This is a genomic window from Streptomyces sp. NPDC052236 (assembly GCF_044548015.1).
GTDB lineage: Bacteria > Actinomycetota > Actinomycetes > Streptomycetales > Streptomycetaceae > Streptomyces.
The window spans coordinates 114,170-135,843 of record NZ_JBIUBL010000016.1 but is presented as its reverse complement, the minus strand read 5'-3'; the positions used below and the strand labels follow the sequence as shown (position 1 = coordinate 135,843).

Sequence of the window (21,674 nt, the reverse complement as noted above, 5' to 3'; positions counted from 1 at the left end):
GGGGTGCGCTCTGTCGTTGTGGCTCGGTACAGTGATCCCTGTAGACGTATGTAAACGGGGAGGCGTTCGTGGCAGAGGACGACGGGACGGGGCGGCCGGTATACGGCCCACCGATGCCGACGACGGGTGGGGGAAGCGGTCGCAAGGATCTGGATGTCGACGCCCTGGCCCTGAAGGACTTCAAGGACCGAGTCGACAAGCTGTTGATCAAACTCGAGGGTTCACCGGCGGCGCCGGCCAAGATGGCCGAGGGCGAGGTTCCGGAGGGCGATCTCGGCCACGGCTTCAGCGAGGCCAAAGCGCTCTATGGGATCTATAAGAAGGTCCACCTCGAGCTGCAGAACCTTTCCTCGGGCCTGGCCGGTCAGATCGAAGGCCTGAGCATCGCCGTCCTTGCTTCGAAGAAGGGCTACGAGAACATCGACGACGACATCAAGCAACGGATGCGTCGTATCAGCGATGATGCTCATGAGTACAAAGACCAGCGTGAGCGGGAACGGCGCGAGGCGGAGCAGCCGGCCCAGGACGGGAAGTCGGGGCAAGACGGGGCATCGGGCGACACGACCGGCGGCACGGGCTGATGTCGGCGGTAACGAAAACACGGGGAAGGGTGGGGCAGCGTCATGGCTGAACCGAGTTCGGGTGGCGGAGGCTTTTTCCCGCTGGGCCTGTTCGGCGGCTTGTTCGGGACCACGGACTTCGAGTCGAAGACGCACGAAGAGATGCTCACGATGGTCGCTGCGGCGAACCCCGAGACCCTCAAAACCCTGGCGAGCCAGCTGACCGACGCTTCCAAGACGATCAACGAGATCGGTGAGGACCTCAAGGCCTACATAACGAGCGTCCCCTGGGAAGGCGAAGCCGGCAAGGCCATGGAGACCTGGGGGGAGGGTGCTTGGAAGGCGACGCTTCAGCTGGGAACTTACAGCGCCGTCGGCGGAACCTGGCTGGGCAATGCGGCCCAGACGCTCACAGAGGTCAAGCAGAACCTGCCGAAGAAGGACGTCACGGCTCAGGGGAACCTCGACGCCTCTCGGCAGTACCACAACGATCCGGACTCCCAGAAGATCGGCAGCGAGGCACGGGCCAAGCTGACCGAGGATCACGCGCAGGCCGTTCAGCAGATGAACAAGCTTGCGCAGTCGTACTCTTTCTCGACTTTTCTGATCAGCGCGGCAGAGCCGCCGACGTTTCCGCCGCCGCCGGGCGAGTTCGTACCGGGCAGGCAGCTGGATTCGGCGGGTGACTTGAGTCGATCGGCGGGCACTGAATCGAGTGTGCAGCGCGTCGCATCAGATGATTCGCGGTCTTCCTCTCCTCAAAGGGTGGTTGAGGGCCGCGAAACCTCGACGACGACTCCCCGGGAAGTAGCGGTGACCGAACGGCCAGTGGGGGAACAGCCAGTGGCGGAACGGCCGGTGACCGAACGGCCAGTGGCGGAACAGCCAGTGCAGCTGGAAACCGACAGCGTGGGCACTCTGCCGCCGCAGACCCAGATTCCCCCTGCCCCCACCACAGTTCCTCCACCCGGCGGGCCGGACGCTCCGAACACCGTGCTGCCGGGGACGATCCCGCCAACGTTCAGTGGCAAGAACGCCGTTGTGCCCACCGCGGGTGGGCCGGGTGGAAGGACACTTCCGGGTGCTCCGGGCACTGCGCCGCCCGGACAGGCAGGCTCAAGGATGCCCCGGGAATCCGGCATCGTTGGGGGCCGTCCTGTCACGCCGAACACAGGTCGTCCCGCGGGTGGCCTTCCGCGTGGCATGGTGATCGGCAGCGAAGCGGGTGCGGGTGCCCGTGGGACGATGGGCCGGGGCATGGCCGGCATGCCTGGCGGCGGCCCCATGGGCGGTGCGGGGCAGAGTGGTATCTCCGGTGGCCGTCGTCTGGCGTCCGAGGCGGGCGGCATGGTCGGCGGTCGGCCGCAGCAGTCCGGGCAGAGCGGTGCGCGGCCCTTTACACCGGGTGGCTCGGGACTCGTCCGAGGCGCGAACCCGGGTGCCGGCGCGGGCCGAGCCGGGGCGGGCTCCCCAGGACGGCGCGGCGTCAACTCTCGGCAGGACGAACAGAATGGCGAGCGCCCGGACTACCTGACGGAAGATGAAGAGACCTGGCAGCAGAGCCGTCGGCATATTGTGCCGCCGGTGATCGACTGATCTCGTACGGATTCGGCCCAGAAGGAAGCAGATGCACCCCAGCAGCAATCGAATTGCTCGATACAACAAGGTCGTATCGGGCGCAGCGGGATTGCTGCTGGTGGTCATCGCAGCAACTCCGGCGCATGCCGAAACCATACGATCGCTGCAATGGCACCTTGACGTCATGCGCGCTGAGGAGATGTGGAAGACCAGCACAGGCAAGGGCGTCACTGTGGCGGTCGTCGACACAGGCGTCGGGTCCGTGCCTGAGCTTGCCGGGCAGGTACTTCCGGGCAAGGACTTCACCGACGCGGCCGGCGACGAGCGCGACGACATCGGCAAACACGGCACGGGCATGGCATCCCTGATCGCCGGCACGGGAGCGGGACCGGGGGGCGACGGAGCCTTCGGGCTCGCTCCCGGAGCCAAGATCCTTCCACTGAGGACGCTGGGAGGAAGCGCAGCGGGTGGTAAAGCTATCAACGAGGCGATCCGCTACGCGGCGGACTCCGACGCCAAGGTCATCAGCATCTCCCTTGGTAGCCCAGCCAGGGATCAGGAAACTACGGAAGCCGTGAAGTACGCCCTCGGAAAGGGGAAACTGATCTTCGCCGCGGTCGGTAACAGCGGCCCAGGATCGCTCGTTGAATATCCGGCGGCAGCGCCCGGTGTGGTCGGTGTCGCAGCCGTCGACAAGAAGATCAACGGCACCGAGGAGTCGCAGCGCGGACCAGAGGTGGACCTGGCCGCCCCCGGAGAAGACATCGTCACCGGATGCACCGGAAAGACCGGGTACTGCAAGGGCCATGGCACGAGTGACTCGACCGCGCTGGTATCCGCTTCGGCCGCTCTGATCTGGTCACAGCATCCGGACTGGACCAACAATCAGGTCCTGCGCGTCATGCTCAACACCGCCGGCGGGCCTACGAGTGGCGCCAAGCGCAATGACGTCATCGGCTACGGCATGGTCCGCCCTCGTATCGCTCTGAAGACACCGGGCGACCCGGGCCCCGCGGACGAGTACCCTCTCCCCGACCTCGCGGCAGCTGCCCCCAAGTCGCCCTCCCCGGAGGTTTCCAAGCCCACGGGAAGCACCGAGAAGGACGAAAAGCCTGCGGCTGCGGCCCCCAAGTCCGACGATGACAGCAGCCCAGGCCTCTGGATCGCTCTGGGTGTGGGGGCGGCGGCTCTCCTCGGTGCCGCGGTCGCCATCCCGGTCGTCCGCTCCCGGCGTCGTAACGCGGCAGCCCCGTCGGCGCCGGTCTTCTCGCCCAATGCGTATCAGCAGCAGCCGCAATACCCGGCCTACGGCCCACCGCCGACCGGCCAGAGCCCGAACACGGCTTACCCCCCGGGCCCTCCCGGACCGGGTCAGCCTTGACAGCTGAGTTCAACCCGAACATGCACCACACCACACCGCCGACGGGCGAGGTGTATGGCGGCGTCAGAACACTGGCAGCGCCGTAAGCCAGCCCTTGGTCGTAACGAAGACGCGGTTTCCGTCGGCGGTGAAGCCCGTGACCTTGCCGCGCGGGGTGTACGAGATGAGGGGCCTGCCCTCCTCCGGCTCGATGGCCTTCACTTCGGGGTGGATGGTCAGAATCCAGAGGCAGCTGCCCTGGACCAGGACAGGACTGTCCGCCATTCCGAGGGACGACTGTTTCCACATCGTGGTGCCGTCCGTCAGCCGGGCGCGCTGTGCCCATCGTCCGCGCATGGCGAAGGCCGAGTCACCGGTCAGGGTCGGATCGGCCCAGCTCTCCCGGATGCCGTCATCGTTCTTGTGGGCCTTCGTCGTCCAGATCTCCTTGCCGTCGGAGATCCGGCGTGCGTGGAGGTCCCGGCCACCGAAGTAGCAGTTCTTGCCCAGCACTTGAGGAGGGTATGGGTACGTCTGCCCGGAGGAGACCTGCCACACCTTCCGTCCGTCTCGCGTGTCGAATGCCACGACGTGCCCGCCCGACACGGCCAGCAGCAGGCGGCTCTGGGCGGCCCTGGCGCGGGGGCGCGCCCCGGTCAGGAGGTTGACCGGACTTGGCACCGTCCAGCGGATGCGGGCGTCCGAGCGGCCGATGGAACGCAGTCGGCCGTCCCGGGTGACGACGTACACCGCCTTGTCGTCCGAGGCGAGTACGCAGCTGGCCTGGGCCGCGGCGGTCCACTTCCGTTCCCCGGTGGAGGCGACGAAGGTGAGCAGCTTGCCGCCAGGGCCGACGGCCGCGAGCAGCTGGTCGGACACGGAGATGTACCGGGCGGCGGTGTCCACGTCGGGGGCTGTCCAGCGCAGCTTGCCATCGATGACGCTGTGGGCGGCGATGCCGCCCTCCCTGGCGCCGAAGACAATGACATCCCGTACCGGTTTGGGCGGAGGCGAGTTGTCGGCGGTGATGTTCAAGGGTCCCCACAGGGGCTTGATGGGTGGCGCGTCGATACCGAAGGTGATCTCGCCCTTGTTCGGGTCGAGCAGGGGCGCCTCCGGTGTCGCCACGGCCGCCGGGAATTCGAAGGGGCCCGTCTTCTTCTTGACCTCCGCACCGGTCCGGGAACTTCCGGGGTCGCGGCGCAGCCACCAGGCCGCTGTTCCGCCACCTGCCGCGAGGACTGTGCCGCCCGCCGCGAGGATGTACGACAGGTGGCGGCGGGAGACCGTTCGGGGGCCGTCTACGGCCGTGACCAGGGCGGCGCCCGTTTCGCGCGACTTGATGTCGTCGGCCAGCGGGCCGGCGTGCCGCCAGACACGGTCGGCGCCCTTCGGCGGCGCGAAAGCCGTGGTGATCTGCGTGGCTACCGGTCGCAGCGCCGCGTCCTTCGCCAGGCAGGGCGCGATCAACTGCTGCAGGGCGAGCGGGACATGGGCCAAGTCGGGTTCACCGTGCACAACTTCGTACTGCACGGCCGCGACATGGCCCGCGTCGAAAGCGCGCCGACCGCTCGCCGCGTACCCGAGGACGGCTCCGAGGGAGAAGATATCGGCGGGCGGCCCGACACGCTGCCCGAGGACCTGCTCGGGTGCGCCGTAGCCGGGCGTGACCGGGATCTGGCCCGTGGTGGTGAGGGTCAAGCCGTGCTCGGGGCGGGCGATGCCGAAGTCGATGATGCGCGGGCCGGATGACGTCAGCACGATGTTGGCGGGCTTGAGGTCGCGATGGATCAGCCCGGCCGTGTGAATGTCGTGGAGCGTACGGGCGAGGGCGGAGGCGAGGGCGCGTACGGTCGGATCGTCCATCGCCCCGTAGGTACGAATCGCCTCGTCAAGGGTCGGACCCGCCAGGAACTCGGTGGCGATCCACGGGCGCCCGCCCTCCATCTGCGAGCCCAGGACCTGTGCGACTCCCTTGCTCGTGACGGCCTTCGCCATCTGTGCCTCGCGTAGGAAGCGCTGGGCGAGATGCTGGTCGTGGGCCAGTTCGGGGCGCAGTACCTTCACGGCGGCGGGGCGGCGGGAGCCATCCTGAGCGAAGTAGACCTTGCCCATCCCACCTTCGCCGAGCACGCCCAGGAGGCGGTACGGGCCGAGTCGGAGTGGGTCGCCGGTGCCGAGCGGGTTCATCGTGGGGAGACCTTCTACTGGAGCTACTGGAGCTACTGGAGGGGGAACGCGGCGAGGAAGCGATTGCCGTACGCGATCACGACATTGGCGCTCTCGTGGCCGAAGAATCGTGTGCCGACGGTCTGGTAGGTCTTCGCGGTCGTCCGCGAGGACATGTCGATCGCCCGAAGACCCGAAGGTCCCTTGCTGTACACGAACTTGGTACCGACGACGGGACGCTCGGTGAGATCCGCCCGGGCACCCTCGCCGCCCTTCTCCTCCCACCGGACCGTTCCGCTCATGGCGTTGACGGCGACAACGCCGAGGCCCTTCTGCACGGCGTATACCAGTCCGTTCTTGACCGCCGGTGGCCCGTACACAGTTCCGGCGCGGGGCTTGGCCAGACTCCAGGCCTCGCCGCCGTCGGTCAGACGCAGTGCGCGCAGCGGGCCTGTGCCCAGATAGACGTGCCGGTCGTCCGTCGTCAGCCGCTCCCGTACCTGCTCCGGTTGGGCACCGACCGGCTTGCTCCAAAGGGCTGCCCCGGTAAGGCGGTTGTGGGCGACCACCTGTACCCGGCCGTCATTGGTCTCCTGGAGGAGGATCAGCCGGTTGCCCACGACCTGCCCGGCGAGGAAGTGGAGCCGATCGGACTTGTCGGGCCGGCGCGGCAGGGCGTGATTCCAGAGCGTCTTGCCCGTACGGATATCGATGGCGGCAAGAGACCAGGGCTGGAAGCTGTCGAAGCCGGGCCACTCCTTGTCGCGGCCCTTACCGGCGGCGATGTAGATCACTCCGCCGCTCGTGCAGATCAGCTGGTTCTCGAAAATCACCCCATTGAATTCCTGGATGAGGGGCAGACGCTTACTCGCCTTGCCGGTGGTGAGGTCCAGAGACTCGATGAGCAGCGGCCAGACTTTGCCCGCCTGGCCGACGGATTCTTCCAACTCGCCGATTCGATAGACCTGTGCGCCGTCGGAGGTGACGGCCCAGTTGTCCTCAAGCTCGCCGCTGGTCCACTTCGCGGCGCCCGTGGCCGCTTCGATTCCGGCGAAGCCGTTGCCGATGGCCAAGACCACCTGATCACCGACCGGAAAGGGGACGGAAGCTGACGCCGGAAACAGATCGAGGTCGCTCGGCCGGCCGACTTGAATCTGCCATACATAGTCGGGCTTGGGGTCAGCGGACACGCTCGCGGACTGGTCCGCGGCATTGGCATCCGGCTTCGGGCCTTTGCCGCCGGGGCCGAGCCACGCCCAGGTGCCCACCCCCGCCGCGGCCACGCCGAGAATCGAGCTTCCCGCCACTTTCAGGAGCTTGCGGCGGGACGGGGCTGGGGTTTGGGGTGTGGTGTCGGCGGTGGTGACGTGCGCCGGGGCCGGGAGGCGGTACGGCTGGTGCTGCCAGGGCTCCGTTGCGCGGCGGGCGATTTCCGCGAGAAGGACTTCGGGGAGATGGTCGGCGAATTGGCCGTGGCCACCGTGGAGTTGTGCGGCAAGCTCGTTGGTGGTGGGGCGCTGGGTCGGGTCTTTGGACAGGCAGCGGGTCAGGATCGGGACCAGGGCATCGGGGACGCCCGTGAGGTCCGGGTCCGCGTAGCGGACGCGGTAGAGCAGGTCGGCGGGCCGGCCCGAGCCGAAGGGACCGTGGCCCGTGGCGGCGTAGGTGAGGACCCCCGCGAGGGCGAACACGTCGCCCGCCGGGGTGTGTTCCTGGCCTGTGGCCTGTTCGGGGGACATGAAGGCGGGGGTGCCCGCCGCTGCTCCCGTACGGGTGAGGCGGTCGTCCCCGGCGGCGCGGGCGATGCCGAAGTCGATGATTTTGGGGCCGTACGCCGTGACCATGACGTTCGAGGGTTTGAGGTCACGGTGGACGACCTCGGAGGCGTGGAGCTGGGAGAGCGCCCCGGCCAGGGCCGCGCCGAGCGCGCGTACCGAGGTCTCGGGGAGAGGACCGGCGAGCGAGACCGCATGGTCGAGGGGCGGGCCCAGGACGTACTCCGTAGCGAGCCAGGGGGTTTCGGCGAACGGGTCCGCGTCGACGACCGTCGCGCCGTGGTGGCCGCCGATGATGCGGGCCGCATCGGTTTCCAGGCGGAAGCGGGTGCGGGAGGCCGGATCCGATGCGATTCCGGAGTGCATGGTCTTGAGGGCCACCGTACGGCCGCCGGTCGAGCGCGCCAGGTACACCGTGCCCATGCCGCCGCTGCCCAGTCGGGCCGTCAGTCGGTACGCGGCGATCTGGATGGGGTCGTCATGGGTCAGGGGAGAGAGCACCGGTCAGGTCCTGGGAGAGAGCGGAATGTGGAGGTCCGCCGCGAGCACTTCCGCGGACTGGCGGGCCACCGCCGCCACCACCCGGCCCGGCAACCAGCCCGGCGTGAGGAGGGATGCGGTGGAGTCGAGCGCCGTGGCCGTGGGGGCGGGCGACGACGGGGTGAGGGCGTGCAGGGCCTCGAGTGCCGTGGGGCGGCCCACCGGGTCCCTGGTCAGGCACGCCGCGATCAACGAGCCTAGGGAGGCGGGGAGTTCCGAGCGTTCCGGGACCGTGTGGCCGGTGGCCGCGTACGCCAGGATCGCGCCCAGTCCGTAGATGTCGCCCGGCGGGCGGGGGCGGCCGCCCGTCGCCTGTTCCGGGGCCAGGCTGCCCGGCTCCAGGCCCGGAAGGCCGGTGCGCTGCTCGCCGTCCGGGGCCGCCGCGCGTACCGCGCCGAAGCATGTCAGGCGCGGGCCATCACCGGCGAGGAGGACCGCTGCGGGGGACAGGCCCGCGTGCGTGACGCCTGCGGCGTGTGCGCCCGCAAGGGATTCGGCCAGGGCAGCGCCCAGGGCGCGTACGGTGCGCTCGGGCAGCGGGGAGCCGTGGACGGCCAGGGCTACGGGGAGCGGGAGGGCGGGCAGGTAGGGGGACGCGTACCAGGGCGCCGTGGGGGATGACGAGACTTCGGCGACCGGGCAGAACCAGGGGCCCAGCGGACGGCGGGCAGCGTCGGCCTCGACGAGGAAGCGTCCGGGGTCGGTGGCTTCGAGTGGCGCACTGATCAACACCGTACGGTCGCCATCCGCGCTGCGTGCGATGAACCGGTGCTCGGGTACGGGAGGGAAGCCGGGTCTGGCCGGGTCGAGGCGGGTGATCAGGTAGTACGAGCCGATCTGGCGCGGAATGTTCACGCGCGGTCGTTCCGTCTGTGGTGGTGCCATCTGCGGATCCCCCGGCCCGGTCTGAAGTATGAGGAGCCTACTCAGGTAGCCGAGTGTGTCCGGAGGGTGGTCAGCTCTTGGTCGCGATCTTGAGGGCGAGGGTAATGGGCCAGGGGTAGGCGATCGCGCCGAGGAGGGCCAGGCGGACGGGGACCGACAGGCGGCGGCACGATCCCCACGACGGCTACGCCTTCCTGATCGAGTCGGAGGTCCGCGATGCCGGCGAGAGGAAGGGGCCTTCGTACGCGGTCGCCCCCGTAGCGGCCGCCCCGGTACGGTCCATTCATGATCGAAGCGCTGGACTCCGCCGTCGTTCTTATCACCGGTGTCATGGCTTCCGGGAAGTCCACCGTCGCACAGGCCCTTGCCGAGCGTCTGCCCCGGGCCGTGCATCTCCGGGGCGATGTCTTCCGGCGCATGATTGTGTCCGGGCGCGCTGAGATGGTGTCCGGCGCGGACGAGGACGCAGTCGCGCAGCTGCGGTTGCGCTACCGGCTGTCCGCGATGACCGCCGACGCGTACGCGGCCGAGGGCTGGACGTGCGTCCTGCAGGATGTCGTCATCGGCCCCGAGCTAGGATCGTACGTCCGTCTCGTACGGACCCGTCCGCTGTACGTCGTCGTCCTCGCCCCGAACCCACAGGTCGTCGCCGCCCGGGAGGCGGGGCGGGCCAAGAGCGGCTACGGGGCGGGGTGGAGCGTCGAGGCGCTGGACCGGGTGCTGCGGGAGGAGACACCGCGCATCGGGCTCTGGCTGGACTCCTCCATGCAGACCTCGCAGGAGACGGTGGAGACGATTCTCACCGGGCTGGACCGGGCGCGGGTGCGGTGTGACGGCCTGGGAACCACTGATTCTCGGTAGCTGACCTCTGAAACGTCAGCAGAACTTCCGAGAGCGGCGAGGCAAGGAATGACGCTGCACCCCAGACGGGCTTCGGCACCAGTTGTTGTGCTGATCTCCGGACCGACAAGTCTCAAGCCGGATCGTTGAAATTCGCGTGCGAGAACTCCGCCGATGACCTTCAAATGCGGAGACGAGGCGAAGGTCTGGCGGGACATCAGAGCCCACCAGATCACCGTCGCCAACGCCGTAGCGTGGGCTGACTCGCGCCTCCCGTGAGCCTGGTGACTCTTGCGGGTGTGGGCTGCACCGTGCTACCGCCGGCCGTGATGCATGGCCCGGGATTCCACATTGCACTTGCGCATGGTGGTGACCTCTCCGATAGCGTTTCCCCGCGCGCGACAGCACTGGTGCACAAACCGTAAGAACCGTACGAACGCCATGAAACCGGGGGGAGACGGTCGTGACGAGCGAGACGTAACCACAAAGTCTGCAGCAGCTGGTCGAGTTGGAAGGGCAGCAGTCGGCGGCGAGTCCGTCGGCGACTTCCGTTTCCGCAGGGGATTCCATGACCCTCGCCGGGGTGCCCCGGAAGCCGGCGGGGGTCATGGTGCCGGCGACAGAGACCTCCAGCACACTGAGCGCCCGTGGACGCATGGAGCAACGGTCGCCGGGGAGCTGAAGACGGACACCAGCACTGGTATGACCCACCTTGAGGAAGGGCATGCCGGTCTCTCCGCCGGTACCGAGGGTCTGGCGACCAGCGCGGCGCTCAGCGCCGTTCTCTACTCCTGGCAGCAACGGCTGAAGACGGTCCGGGACGAGTGCGGAAACCTGGAGGCGCCGTTGCGTCTGGTGGCCAAGGACCAGGGGGAGTTCGAGAAGTACGTGGCCGGGAAGTTCGTCCAGTCGGTGCCCATTGAAGCGCGGGACAAGGGCGGGCGGTGACGGCGATGGTGTCCTTGCAGGAGCTGAAGGATCTGAAGCTGACGGAGTTCGTCGAGGCCTCGAAGGGCTGGGCCGATGTCAGCAACCGTGCGTACACGTCTCGTAAAAGAGTCGACCACGAGGTTGTGGCCAAGCTGATCGACACTCAGGACGGTATGGCGGCCATGTCCGCTGTGTACCGCTTGGGGCGGCTCAGCCGTAACTTTCATTACATCCACACCGAATGCGGGTTGCTCCAGGCCTCGCTCAGCGGTCTGGCTCAGGAAATGGCTGCCCCCCAACGCCGTCTCCTCATAGCGCTGGCCCAAGCCGACCACTACAAATTCACAGTGCACGACGACGGTTCGGTGAGTTATCCGGCGGCGGGCGAGCCGATCGACGGCCAACAGCCCCAGGGCAACACGGCCACGGGTTCCGACAGTTTCTTCGGGTCCGCGATCAAGGGCTCGGTCGCGATGATCAACCCCAACCCCAACCCGAACGCCGCGAAGGCGCAGGACATCGCCGACGACATCGCGAGCGCTCTCACCGAGGCGGGTGAGATTGACGCCGAGTACGCCGCCGCCGTGCGCAGACTCAAGGCGGAACAGGGTCTGGAAGTCACCGAGAGCACCTGGGCCGATGTCAGTGGTGACGCGAAGGCCGTTCATGGAGCGGCGGACGACGTCCTCAAGGACGACATCCCGACGGGTGGGTCTCCGGCGGAGCGCAAGGCGTGGTGGGACGGGCTCACTGAAGAGGAGCGGATCGCGTATCTGGCGGTCTACCCGGACACCGTTGGCAACCTGGACGGCATCCCGGCTGTGGCGCGTGACGAAGCCAATCGAGGCTACCTACCGCAGCTCATGGGCAAGCTGAGTGAACAGGGCGATGAGGCGTCCCAAACCAAACTGGCCGGTCTGCGGGGCATCCAGCAGCAAATGATTTCGGGCCCCGCCGAACCCCCGATGTTCCTGTTGGGCATCGGCGACCAGGGCAATGGGCGTGCGATCGTCGCGTACGGAAATCCCGATACTTCCAGGAATGTCTCCGCGTACGTCCCCGGACTGGGTACGAAACTCAATGGTGAATTCGCGACGGGAACCATGAAACGCGCCTTTGACACCGCCTCCGGCGCCCGGGATATCGATCCGTCCAGCGCCTCGATCGTATGGCTGGGTTACGACGCTCCGCAGGACGTCGACGTCATGAGCGACAGTGACGCAAAGCGAGGTGCCCCGGCCTACAACAGCTTCATGAGCGGACTGCTGGCCACGAACGACAACGCCGACCCTCACATGACGGCGATCGGTCATTCGTACGGCTCCCTCACGGTCGGGCAGGCCACTCAGCAACCCGGGGGCATTCCCGGTGCCGACGACATCATCCTGGTGGGCAGCCCGGGCGTCGGCGTGGACCGTGCCGAAGACCTCGGCGTGGGCAAGCAGCATGTCTTCGTCGGTGCCGCGGACAATGACCGGGTCACCAAGCTTCCGTCCAAGCCGGAGGCCGGTGTGATCCTGGGCGGTGCGGGGGCAGGGGCAGTCGCCGGCGCACCTTTGGGACCAGTCGGGGTGGTCGGAGGTGCGGCGGTCGGCGGCCTACTGGGCTGGGGGGCATCGGGTGCGGCGGACCCGGGGGGCGACGACGTCTATTTCGGAAGAGATCCCGCAAGCGAGGCGTTCGGTGCCAATAGGTTCCGGACCGAGCCTGGCCCCGAGGTGGTTGACGTGGAGTTCCCCAATGTCTGGGATAGTACAGTGGGTGCCGAAGCGCATTCGAACTACTTCAACCCTGAGAAGGACCAGATTTCATCTGACAACATCGCCGCGATCGTCGCCGGCGAGCCTGGAAAAATGATTCCGGAGGCGCGGCGATGAAGGCGCGAATTGCTTCAATTGCGGGACTCGTGTTGATGCTGTCAGGCTGTGGTGCTCAGGGGGGTTCGCAGCAAGAACAAGGTGGCAAGGAGCGTACGCAGAAGATGAATATGCAAGAGGCTGCAGACCGTGCAGATGCAATTCTCGACGGTACGTTCGCGGCGATCAAGCCGCCTGTTGAGTGGACCCATCGGGATACCATGCCGGGCGATTGCACCGCCGACCGAAAGCGCTCCGTCATGACGATCGTCTCGGTTGAGCGCAGAGGAAGTTTCCTCGGTTTGCTCGACCGCTACTGGAAGAGTGAGGGTTTCACGTTCCGGGCGACGAGCCAGGACAAGCAGGCGGCGTATTACCTGACTCCAGACGATTTCCAGGTGAGCGTTAAGTTCGGCTGGAAGGGGCAGGCTCACTTGGAAGTGACCACGCCTTGCGTGGAGAAGTCTGAGGTGTCTGACCCTACTTCCAAGTCAAATGGTCCTGACTACAGTGGGCAGGAACTACCGGCGCCGAATGGTCCATCGGATTTCTGGATCCGCGGGCACGGCGGCCCCTGGAGTCTCACCGAGCAGCTGATGGGGCGTTGGCGTCCCGAGTCATCAAGGACTACCGAGAGTCACGAGGCAAGGGGTGACGGTGAACGCCACCGCCAGGCGGGCGTCGGCGGCAGCTCTTGTGCTGATCTCCTTCGGTTTCACGGCGGGATGTTCGGAAGACAGTCCCAAGGGTCTGGACTACTTCGACGTCTGCGACGGGTCGGTGTTGTCGGAGGACGTCAAGCCGTTGGAGCGGCTGTTCCCGTCCGGGGCCACTATCACGTCTGAGTGGACCGACACGTCTGAAGCTGGATCTTTGAAATTCACGTGCGAGAACTCCGCCGATGACGCGTCGGCAGTCATGTCCGCCGAAATCAAGGACGGCTCGGTCGAGGACTGGAGAGCCGCCCTCCGCGCGATGGAGGGCGTACCTGACGATTCGGATTCTGTGCCCTTCAAAGCCGGAGACGAGGCGAAGGTCTGGAAGAACGAAGCGGCCGTCTTCATGGCGTGCAAATCGGCGTCGGAAGGGTCCAGTCATACGAAGGGTATCGCGCGCCCCTATTTGTCCGTACTGGTTCGGACGACGGGCAAGGCGAGCGTCCAGGATCTGAGTCATCGGCAGGACTTGGCATATCTCGCGGAGAGAATGCTCTACAACGCACAGGTTGCGACGGGTTGCCGAGAGGGCTTTGCGCGGCCCTCGGGCTCGCCCAAGGTTGAGGGCTGAATACGCCCCCTGAGGCCTGTCGTGCTGTACGCGCCAGCAGTGGCCGCCCCGCGTTACGGGGTCGGCCGCTGTTGACGTGCTCGGAGGCTGGCGTGCGACTGCCGCGCGGCGTTCATGGTCGTACGACCAAGGGACCAGTGGCTCCCCTCCCGGAGACAGGGCTCAACCGGCCCCACGCCCCTTACCCTGGGAGCCATGACCCCCCTGGAACCGCGCGCCGCCGAGGTCGCGCCGCCGCCCCCCACCGGGTCCGCATCGGACGACGACCAAGGCGGGGTCCTCGGCAGGTCGCATCGGGCGCTCAGTGTCGGGATCGTCTCCGTCGTCCTGCTGATCGCCTTCGAAGCGACCGCCGTCGGCACCGCGATGCCTGTCGCGGCGCGGGAGCTGCACGGCATTCCGCTGTACGCCTTCGCCTTCTCCGCATACTTCACCACCAGCCTCTTCGCCATGGTCCTCTCCGGGCAGTGGGCCGACCGGGACGGGCCTCTCCGGCCGCTCGCCACCGGGATCTCCGCCTTCGGCGCCGGGCTGCTCCTGTCGGGGACCGCGGGCACGATGGCGATGTTCATCGTCGGGCGCGCGGTCCAGGGGCTCGGCGGCGGGTTGGTGATCGTCGCGCTGTACGTGGTCGTCAGCCGCGCCTACCCGGAGAGGCTGCGCCCGGCGATCATGGCCGCGTTCGCCGCGAGCTGGGTGATCCCGTCCGTCGTGGGGCCGCTCGTGTCCGGGACCGTCACCGAACATCTCGGCTGGCGCTGGGTGTTCATCGGCATCCCCGTCCTCGTCGTCTTCCCGCTGGCCCTCGCCCTCCCGGCGATACGGCGGACCGCCGCCGGACCCGCGGACCCCTCCGCGCCGCGGCCCTCCTTCAACGGGCCGCGGATCCGGCTGGCGCTGGGCATCTCCCTGGGCGCGGGGCTGCTGCAATACGCGGGCCAGGACCTGAGCTGGTACTCGCTGGTCCCGGCCGCGGCGGGTGTGGCGCTGCTCGTGCCCGCCGTGCTGGGGCTGCTGCCGCGGGGGACGTACCGGGCGGTGCGCGGGCTGCCGTCCGTCATCCTGCTGCGCGGCATCTCGGCCGGGTCCTTCATCGCCGCGGAGTCCTTTGTACCGCTGATGCTGGTCACCCAGCGGGGGCTGTCGCCGACGCTCGCCGGTCTGTCGCTGGCAGTGGGCGGGGCGACGTGGGCGCTCGGTTCGTACGTACAGTCCCGGCCGCGTTTCGAACCGCACCGGGAGCGGCTGATGGTGCTGGGCATGGTGATGGTGGCCGCGGCGATCGCGGCCGCGCCGAGCGTGCTCATCGCGTGGGTACCGGTGTGGATCGTGGGGGTGGCTTGGGGTGTGGGATGTTTCGGCATGGGCATGGTGATCGCTTCGACGAGCGTGCTGCTGCTGAAGCTGTCGGCGCCCGAGGAGGCGGGCGCGAACTCGGCCGCCCTTCAGATCTCGGACGGCCTGTCGAACGTACTGCTGCTGGCGGCGGGCGGCGCGGCGTTCGCGGCGCTCGGCGGGGGCGGGGTCGGTGTGGGGCACACGGCCGCGGGGGCGGCTGGGTCGCATCCGGGGGCGTTCGCGGCGGTGTTTCTGCCGATGGCGGGGGTGGCGCTGGTGGGGGCGTGGGTCGGGACGCGGCTGCGAGAAGCCAAGCGCTAGCACTAAGTGGTACCACTCGGTACCATCGAGTCATGGCTGGTCTGAATCTGAGGTTCACCGAGGAAGAGCTGGATGCCCTGCGCAAGCGTGCGGAGGCGGAAGGCCGCAGCATGCAGTCCTTTGCGCACGACGCCGTGATGACCGCCATAAACGAGCACTCCCGTCTCTTCAACGAGGCAGCCGACCACGTGCTGAGGCTGAGCGAGGAGCTCAACCGGAGGCTCGCCTGATGAACTACCTCACCCTCCCCGAGGTGCTCAAGCTCGCTGAGCGGCTCGGGGCCGACGAGGTGCGTGACTACGGGCTGCTCGACTCGGCTCTGGCGCGACCGCAGTCGAGTGTGTTCGGCCAGGACGCCTACCCGGACGTCTGGCAGAAGGCGGCGGCGCTCATGGAGTCGCTGGCTCGCAACCATGCGCTGGTGGACGGCAACAAGCGCATCGCCTGGTACGCGACGTGGGTCTTCCTGCACATGAACGGACACCCCTTGATCGCCGCGTTCGACGTGGACGAAGCCGAGCAGTTCGTACTGAACGTGTGCCAGGGGCAGCTGGACGTACCCAAGATTGCCGAACAGCTGCCGTGCTTCGCAGACTGACCGCAGTCCCGACCGACCACGAGATGTGAGGCTGATCCCACTCGGGCCGGAACCGGCGGCGTTCGCGCAGTATCGCAACCGGGCCACCGATAAGGTGGCCCGGTTGTCGTCTGCCCCCACGCCCCGCGCCCCCGTATCCCGTACATCCCCGAGAGCCTTGAACCGGAGACCGTGACTACTACCGCCTCCCACCACCTCTCACCCGCCTTCCCCGGGCGCGCCCCCTGGGGCACCGCCGGCAAGCTGCGTGCCTGGCAGCAGGGCGCCATGGAGCGGTATCTCCAGGAGCAGCCACGGGACTTCCTCGCCGTCGCCACCCCCGGCGCAGGCAAGACCACCTTCGCGCTCACCCTCGCCTCCTGGCTGCTGCACCACCACGTCGTACAGCAGATCACCGTCGTCGCGCCCACCGAGCACCTCAAGAACCAGTGGGCCGCCGCGGCCGCGCGTATCGGGATCAAGCTCGATCCCGAGTACAGCGCCGGGCCGGTGAGCAAGGAGTACCAGGGCATCGCCGTGACGTACGCGGGTGTCGGCGTACGGCCCATGCTGCACCGCAACCGCTGCGAGCAGCGCAAGACCCTCGTCATCCTCGACGAGATCCACCACGCCGGTGACTCCAAGTCCTGGGGCGAGGCCTGCCTGGAGGCCTTCGACCCCGCGACCCGGCGGCTGACGCTGACCGGTACGCCCTTCCGGTCCGACACCAACCCGATCCCCTTCGTCGCGTACGAAGAGGGGAACGACGGCATCCGGCGCTCGTCTGCCGACTATACGTACGGATACGGAAACGCCCTCGCGGACGGCGTCGTCCGGCCCGTGATCTTTCTGAGCTACAGCGGCAATATGCGCTGGCGCACCAAGGCGGGCGACGAGATCGCCGCCCGCCTCGGCGAGCCGATGACCAAGGACGCCACCTCCCAGGCCTGGCGCACCGCGCTCGACCCGCGTGGCGACTGGATGCCGAACGTGCTGCGCGCCGCCGACAAGCGGCTGACGGAGGTCAGGAAGGGCATACCGGACGCCGGTGGGCTCGTCATCGCCTCCGACCAGGAGTCGGCCCGCGCCTACGCCAAGCTGATCCGCGAGATCACCGGCACGAAGGCGACCGTCGTCCTCTCCGACGAGACCGCGTCCTCCCAGCGCATCGACGAGTTCAGCGAGAACAACGAACGGTGGATGGTCGCGGTCCGCATGGTGTCCGAGGGCGTCGACGTGCCGCGCCTCGCGGTGGGCGTGTACGCGACGACGATTTCGACGCCGCTGTTCTTCGCGCAGGCCGTGGGACGTTTCGTACGGTCCCGGCGGCGCGGCGAGACCGCGTCCGTCTTCCTGCCGACCATCCCGAACCTCCTCACCTTCGCGAACGAGATGGAGGTCGAGCGCGACCACGCCCTCGACAAGCCGAAGAAGGAGGGGGACGAGGACCCGTACGCCGAATCCGAGAAGGAGATGGCGGAGGCGGAGCGCGAGCAGGACGAGGACACGGGCGAGCAGGAGATGCTCTCCTTCGAGGCGCTGGAGTCCGACGCGGTCTTCGACCGGGTGCTGTACGACGGGGCCGAGTTCGGCATGCAGGCGCACCCGGGAAGCGCGGAGGAGCAGGACTACCTCGGCATTCCGGGGCTGCTCGAACCCGACCAGGTGCAGCTGCTGCTCCAGAAGCGGCAGGCACGGCAGATCGCGCACAGCCGCAAGAAGCCGGACGAGGAAGCGGATCTGCTGGAGCTGCCCGCGGAGCGGCGGCCCGTGATGTCGCACAAGGAGATGCTGGAGCTGCGCAAGCAGCTGAACACGATGGTCGGGGCGTACGTCCATCAGAGCGGCAAGCCGCACGGGGTGATCCACACGGAGCTGCGGCGGGTGTGTGGGGGGCCGCCGAGCGCGGAGGCGACGGCTGGGCAGATCCGGGAGCGGATCAAGAAAGTGCAGGAGTGGGCTACGCGAATGCGGTGAGCCACGGTGCGGTGTGGTGCGGTTCGGCGCGGGGGAGTGCTGTTGCCTTGGGCGCGGGCGGGCGGGCTTGCCTGCGCCTGGGCGTCCCGCGCGTCGCCCGTGTGGACTCGCCCTGAACGGGCGGAAATCGGCCGCTCGTTCCGGCGGCGCGCCCGGATTCTGGACGAGGGCTTCCGCTGAGCGGACCAGCTCGCTACTGTCCCCGCATTGAAACGCCCCGTGGCAACACCGCCGCGGAGCGCAGCCGGTGTGCCAGGGCTGCCGGCGGCCTCTGGGTGTGTCGCGCCGCTGGGACCGGTGTCGCAGCTCTCGTCGGAGGACCGCCGTCACCCACTCCGAAGGAGAGGGGCGTCGTGACCGCGGAGACTTCCCAGACGCTCGACAGGGGACTACGTGTCCTCAAACTGCTCGCCGACACCGACCACGGGCTGACCGTCACCGAGTTGTCCAACAAACTCGGCGTCAACCGCACGGTCGTCTACCGTCTGCTCGCCACGCTTGAGCAGCATGCCCTCGTCCGCCGTGACCTGGGCGGTCGCGCCCGGGTGGGCCTGGGCGTACTGCGCCTGGGCCGCCAGGTGCACCCGCTGGTGCGGGAGGCGGCGATGCCGGCGCTGCGCTCGCTGGCCGAGGACATAGGGGCCACGGCCCACCTCACTCTTGTCGACGGCGCGGAGGCGCTCGCGGTGGCGGTGGTGGAGCCGACGTGGACGGATTACCACGTCGCGTACCGGGCGGGGTTCCGCCATCCGCTGGACCGGGGCGCTGCGGGCAAGGCGATCCTGGCCGCGCGCCAAGGGGCGGGGGCGTCGGGCAGCGAGCCGGGTTACACGCTCACTCACGGCGAACTGGAGGCGGGGGCGAGTGGGGCGGCGGCGCCGCTGGTCGGGGTGACGGGGCTGGAGGGGAGCGTGGGTGTGGTGATGCTGGCGGACTCGGTGCCGGAGAGGGTGGGGCCGAGAGTGGTGGACGCGGCGCGCGAGGTAGCGGACGCGCTTCGCTAGCGCGGCGTGCGGGTTTCGGGTCTGGCCCACCGGCACTCGGCGTGCTGACGCGAGGTACGAGTAGAGGTACGAGTGCAGTAGAGGTACGAGTGCCAGTAGAGGTACGAGTGCCAGTACCAGTAGAGGTACGAGTACCAGCTCCGCGGCGAAGCCGCCGCAGCACGGGGGTGCGGGGGCGTCAAACCAGTCCACCCGCAGGGGTCCGGGGGCGCGGCCCCGGTTACGTACGGGAAAGGGCGGGGCGGGGGAAACACCCCCGGCCCGCAGCACGCGGAACCCCTCCCCCGAAGAACCCCCCGCTGGATGCCAATCCGCCCCATATACATTGACACCGTGCTCTCCAGCCTCACACGCCCCCGCGCCCTCGCACTCTGCGCCCTCCCCGTCGCCGCCCTGCTCCTCGTCGCCGGGTTCGCGCCGTTGCCGTACGCCGTGGCGCAGCCCGGGTCGACCGCGGACGTCCTCGGGGCCGATCAGGGCAAGCCCGTCATCACCATCGCCGGTGCGCCCAACCGCGCCACCGACGGCGAGCTTCTGATGACGACCATCATGGCGACCGGCCCGTCCGCCGACATCGACCTCGGGCAGGTGGTCGACGCATGGTTCAGGACGGACCGGGCCGTCCTGCCCCGCGACTCCGTCTACCCCGCCGGGAAGTCCGACAGGGAAGTCGAGCAGCACAATCTCCAGGACATGAGGGAGTCCCAGGACTCCGCCACCCAGGCCGCGCTCTCCTACCTCCGCAAAGACCCGGCGAAGGTGAAGGTCACCCTCCAGCTCGCCGATATCGGCGGGCCCAGCGCCGGGCTGCTCTTCTCGCTCGGGATCGTGGACAAGCTCGACGGCGACGGCGCGGGCGGCGACCTCACCGGTGGTCGCACCATCGCCGGTACGGGGACGATCACCACCGACGGCAAGGTCGGCGCGGTCGGCGGGGTGTCCCTGAAGACACAGGCCGCCGAACGCGACGGGGCGAGCATCTTCCTCGTCCCCGAGGACGAGTGCTCCGACGCGCAGGCCGAGCTCCCCAAGGGGCTGCGGCTGATCCCCGTCGCGACCCTGAAGGGCGCGGTGGACTCGCTTCGGGCCTTGGAGAAGGGCGGCAAGGTCCCGTCCTGCTGACCCCGTCAGGCCCCGGCAGGGGCAGAGGGCCGGCCATCGGACCCCGGAAGCTCACGCGGTAGGCGCTGCCCGCGGCGGCGGCTGCCGGATCAGATGCAGGCCCAACTCGACCAGCGTCCAGCCCAGCTGCGTACGCAGGTCCCCGCGCGGGGCACGCGCGGCGCGCAGACTGCGGATCTCGGCCGCCTCGCGCCTGAGTTCCGCCGCGCGCAGCTCATGCAGCTGGAGATGTATGTCGGCGTGCATGTCCTGTCGTCCCCTCACTGCTTCAGTCGGTACTGCTTCAGTCGGTGGAGCGCGGGAAGGCGTGCAAGTGCATCCGGACCTGAGCCGTTTTGGCCTCGGTCTCGGGGCCCCCGCCCTCGGCGGGCTTCACGTCCCGGTAGCTCTCGATGAGTTCATGGACCTTCTCGTTCAGCTCGGAGGCCTGCGCGGAAGTCAGCCGTAGCGTCCAGTCGCTGAGGTCCGAGCTCCTGCGCCACTCCTCGGGCCACTCCCGGGCCGTGCCGAGCCAGGTGCCGACCTCCTGGGTGTGGATGGTCGCGACCTCATGCATAAACAGGTCTGCGGCCCCGCGTACCGCCGGGTCGGGGTCGGTGAGCAGCGAGTCGTTGAAGCGCGTCCTGTCCACTGACGCCTTCCACCAGCGCTCGCGGCCCTTGCCCCGCCCGGGGTCGTCCTCCACGAAGCCGTGCGCGGCGAGCTGGCGCAGGTGGTAGCTGGTGGCGCCGCTGGACTCGCCCAGCCTTTCGGCCAGTTGGGACGCGGTGGCGGAGCCGTCGTGCCGCAGCGAGCTCAGCAGCCGCATACGGAGCGGATGGGCCAGGCCGCGCAGGGAACGCGGGTCGAGCGGAACGTAGTTGCGCGGGACGGAGTGGTCCGGCTCAGGTTCGGGCATGGTGCAAAGATAGCGTTGCAAAGGTTTCTTTGCAACGCTATCTTTGCAACCCGGACCCGAACCCGCACGCTCAGCCCCCCTTGTCCCCCGCCGCCTGCTCCACCAGCGGAATGATCCGCAAAGGCACCGGATTCTCCATGACGATCGCCGTGGACGCCCGCACGATCCCCTCGATGCCAACGACCAGGTCGATCACCCGCTGCAGATCCGCATTGGAGCGGGCGACCAGCCGCCCCAGCATGTCCCCGTGCCCGGTCGTGGTGTGCAGCTCCAGCACCTCCGGCACGTTCGCCAAATGCGCCCGCACGTTCGCCCCCTGCCCCTGCTTGATCTCCAGCGTCGCGAAAGCCGTGACGGGGTACCCGAGCGCCGCCGGATCCACATCCGGCCCGAAACCCCGGATGACCCCCGTGGCCTGCAGCCGGTCCAGCCGCGCCTGCACCGTGCCGCGCGCCACCCCCAGGCGGCGGGACGCCTCCAGTACACCGATGCGCGGCTCACGCGCCAGCAGCACAATGAGCCGGCCGTCCAGATGATCGATCGCCATGGCTCGTCTCCCGATGGTCATCCTGTACAGATAGCCCCTCCATCGTGGGCCCCGGCTGCACATATTGCCCAGGCCATACGCCAACGATTGCGCACCTTGTGGATCGGCGG

Annotated in this window: 19 protein-coding genes; 13 read left to right on the top strand and 6 right to left on the bottom strand. The window is 68.4% G+C overall.

The annotated features are described in order from the left end of the window. Positions 1 to 68 precede the first annotated feature (68 nt). The 3 genes from ACIHCQ_RS25735 to mycP are packed head-to-tail and all read left to right on the top strand — an operon-like array spanning position 69 to position 3,519. Positions 69 to 581, top strand: a complete 513-nt coding sequence (locus ACIHCQ_RS25735) for a hypothetical protein (protein WP_399666712.1) — start codon at positions 69 to 71, stop codon at positions 579 to 581. Positions 582 to 623: 42 nt separating this feature from the next. Further along, entirely contained in the window at positions 624 to 2,156 is a 1,533-nt protein-coding gene (locus tag ACIHCQ_RS25730; RefSeq protein ID WP_399666709.1) for a WXG100 family type VII secretion target, read from the top strand. Between the two features lie 31 nt (positions 2,157 to 2,187). Further along, positions 2,188 to 3,519, top strand: a complete 1,332-nt coding sequence (gene mycP / locus ACIHCQ_RS25725) for a type VII secretion-associated serine protease mycosin (protein ID WP_399666707.1) — start codon at positions 2,188 to 2,190, stop codon at positions 3,517 to 3,519. A gap of 63 nt (positions 3,520 to 3,582) precedes the next feature. On the opposite strand, the gene ACIHCQ_RS25720 is transcribed toward mycP, so the two are convergent. From ACIHCQ_RS25720 to ACIHCQ_RS25710, 3 genes are read right to left on the bottom strand one after another with little or no spacing between them, the layout of a single operon-like run. Further along, positions 3,583 to 5,688 carry a protein kinase gene (locus ACIHCQ_RS25720; RefSeq protein WP_399666704.1) on the bottom strand — a complete coding sequence of 702 codons (2,106 nt, stop codon included), beginning with the start codon at positions 5,686 to 5,688 and terminating at the stop codon, positions 3,583 to 3,585. 32 nt (positions 5,689 to 5,720) lie between these two features. After that, positions 5,721 to 7,943 carry a protein kinase gene (locus tag ACIHCQ_RS25715; protein WP_399666701.1) on the bottom strand — a complete coding sequence of 741 codons (2,223 nt, stop codon included), beginning with the start codon at positions 7,941 to 7,943 and terminating at the stop codon, positions 5,721 to 5,723. Between the two features lie 3 nt (positions 7,944 to 7,946). Next, positions 7,947 to 8,867, bottom strand: a complete 921-nt coding sequence (locus ACIHCQ_RS25710) for a serine/threonine protein kinase (RefSeq protein ID WP_399666698.1) — start codon at positions 8,865 to 8,867, stop codon at positions 7,947 to 7,949. A gap of 285 nt (positions 8,868 to 9,152) precedes the next feature. Between ACIHCQ_RS25710 and ACIHCQ_RS25705 the strand changes: the two genes are divergently transcribed. The 10 genes from ACIHCQ_RS25705 to ACIHCQ_RS25660 all read left to right on the top strand — a co-directional run bounded on the left by ACIHCQ_RS25705 (position 9,153) and on the right by ACIHCQ_RS25660 (position 20,119). Then, entirely contained in the window at positions 9,153 to 9,728 is a 576-nt protein-coding gene (locus tag ACIHCQ_RS25705; protein WP_399666695.1) for an AAA family ATPase, read from the top strand. 681 nt (positions 9,729 to 10,409) lie between these two features. Then, positions 10,410 to 10,655, top strand: coding sequence for a hypothetical protein (locus ACIHCQ_RS25700; protein ID WP_399666693.1), 246 nt, complete (start codon positions 10,410 to 10,412; stop codon positions 10,653 to 10,655). Between the two features lie 5 nt (positions 10,656 to 10,660). Further along, positions 10,661 to 12,514, top strand: a complete 1,854-nt coding sequence (locus ACIHCQ_RS25695) for an alpha/beta hydrolase (protein ID WP_399666904.1) — start codon at positions 10,661 to 10,663, stop codon at positions 12,512 to 12,514. A 636-nt stretch (positions 12,515 to 13,150) separates the two neighbouring features. Next, entirely contained in the window at positions 13,151 to 13,780 is a 630-nt protein-coding gene (locus tag ACIHCQ_RS25690; protein ID WP_399666690.1) for a hypothetical protein, read from the top strand. A gap of 195 nt (positions 13,781 to 13,975) precedes the next feature. Then, a complete protein-coding gene (locus ACIHCQ_RS25685; protein WP_399666687.1) occupies positions 13,976 to 15,439 on the top strand; it encodes an MFS transporter in 1,464 nt (487 codons plus the stop codon). 32 nt (positions 15,440 to 15,471) lie between these two features. Beyond that, entirely contained in the window at positions 15,472 to 15,669 is a 198-nt protein-coding gene (locus ACIHCQ_RS25680; RefSeq protein ID WP_399666685.1) for an Arc family DNA-binding protein, read from the top strand. Next, positions 15,669 to 16,037 carry a type II toxin-antitoxin system death-on-curing family toxin gene (locus ACIHCQ_RS25675; protein WP_399666682.1) on the top strand — a complete coding sequence of 123 codons (369 nt, stop codon included), beginning with the start codon at positions 15,669 to 15,671 and terminating at the stop codon, positions 16,035 to 16,037. Before ACIHCQ_RS25680 ends, ACIHCQ_RS25675 begins: the two co-directional genes overlap by 1 nt. Positions 16,038 to 16,208: 171 nt before the next feature. Then, on the top strand, positions 16,209 to 17,993 hold the full coding sequence (locus tag ACIHCQ_RS25670) for a DEAD/DEAH box helicase (protein ID WP_399666679.1): 1,785 nt from the start codon (positions 16,209 to 16,211) through the stop codon (positions 17,991 to 17,993). Positions 17,994 to 18,346: 353 nt separating this feature from the next. Continuing rightward, on the top strand, positions 18,347 to 18,997 hold the full coding sequence (locus ACIHCQ_RS25665) for an IclR family transcriptional regulator (protein ID WP_399666676.1): 651 nt from the start codon (positions 18,347 to 18,349) through the stop codon (positions 18,995 to 18,997). A gap of 333 nt (positions 18,998 to 19,330) precedes the next feature. Beyond that, positions 19,331 to 20,119 (top strand): S16 family serine protease, encoded by a 789-nt coding sequence (locus ACIHCQ_RS25660; RefSeq protein ID WP_399666673.1) that lies wholly within the window; start codon positions 19,331 to 19,333, stop codon positions 20,117 to 20,119. Between the two features lie 51 nt (positions 20,120 to 20,170). Here ACIHCQ_RS25660 and ACIHCQ_RS25655 read toward each other — a convergent pair whose 3' ends face one another. The 3 genes from ACIHCQ_RS25655 to ACIHCQ_RS25645 all read right to left on the bottom strand — a co-directional run bounded on the left by ACIHCQ_RS25655 (position 20,171) and on the right by ACIHCQ_RS25645 (position 21,564). Continuing rightward, positions 20,171 to 20,365 (bottom strand): hypothetical protein, encoded by a 195-nt coding sequence (locus tag ACIHCQ_RS25655; protein ID WP_399666670.1) that lies wholly within the window; start codon positions 20,363 to 20,365, stop codon positions 20,171 to 20,173. Between the two features lie 37 nt (positions 20,366 to 20,402). Continuing rightward, a complete protein-coding gene (locus ACIHCQ_RS25650) occupies positions 20,403 to 21,017 on the bottom strand; it encodes an ArsR/SmtB family transcription factor (RefSeq protein WP_399666667.1) in 615 nt (204 codons plus the stop codon). Positions 21,018 to 21,087: 70 nt separating this feature from the next. Continuing rightward, a complete protein-coding gene (locus ACIHCQ_RS25645) occupies positions 21,088 to 21,564 on the bottom strand; it encodes an Lrp/AsnC family transcriptional regulator (RefSeq protein WP_399666664.1) in 477 nt (158 codons plus the stop codon). Between the last annotated feature and the right edge of the window lie 110 nt (positions 21,565 to 21,674).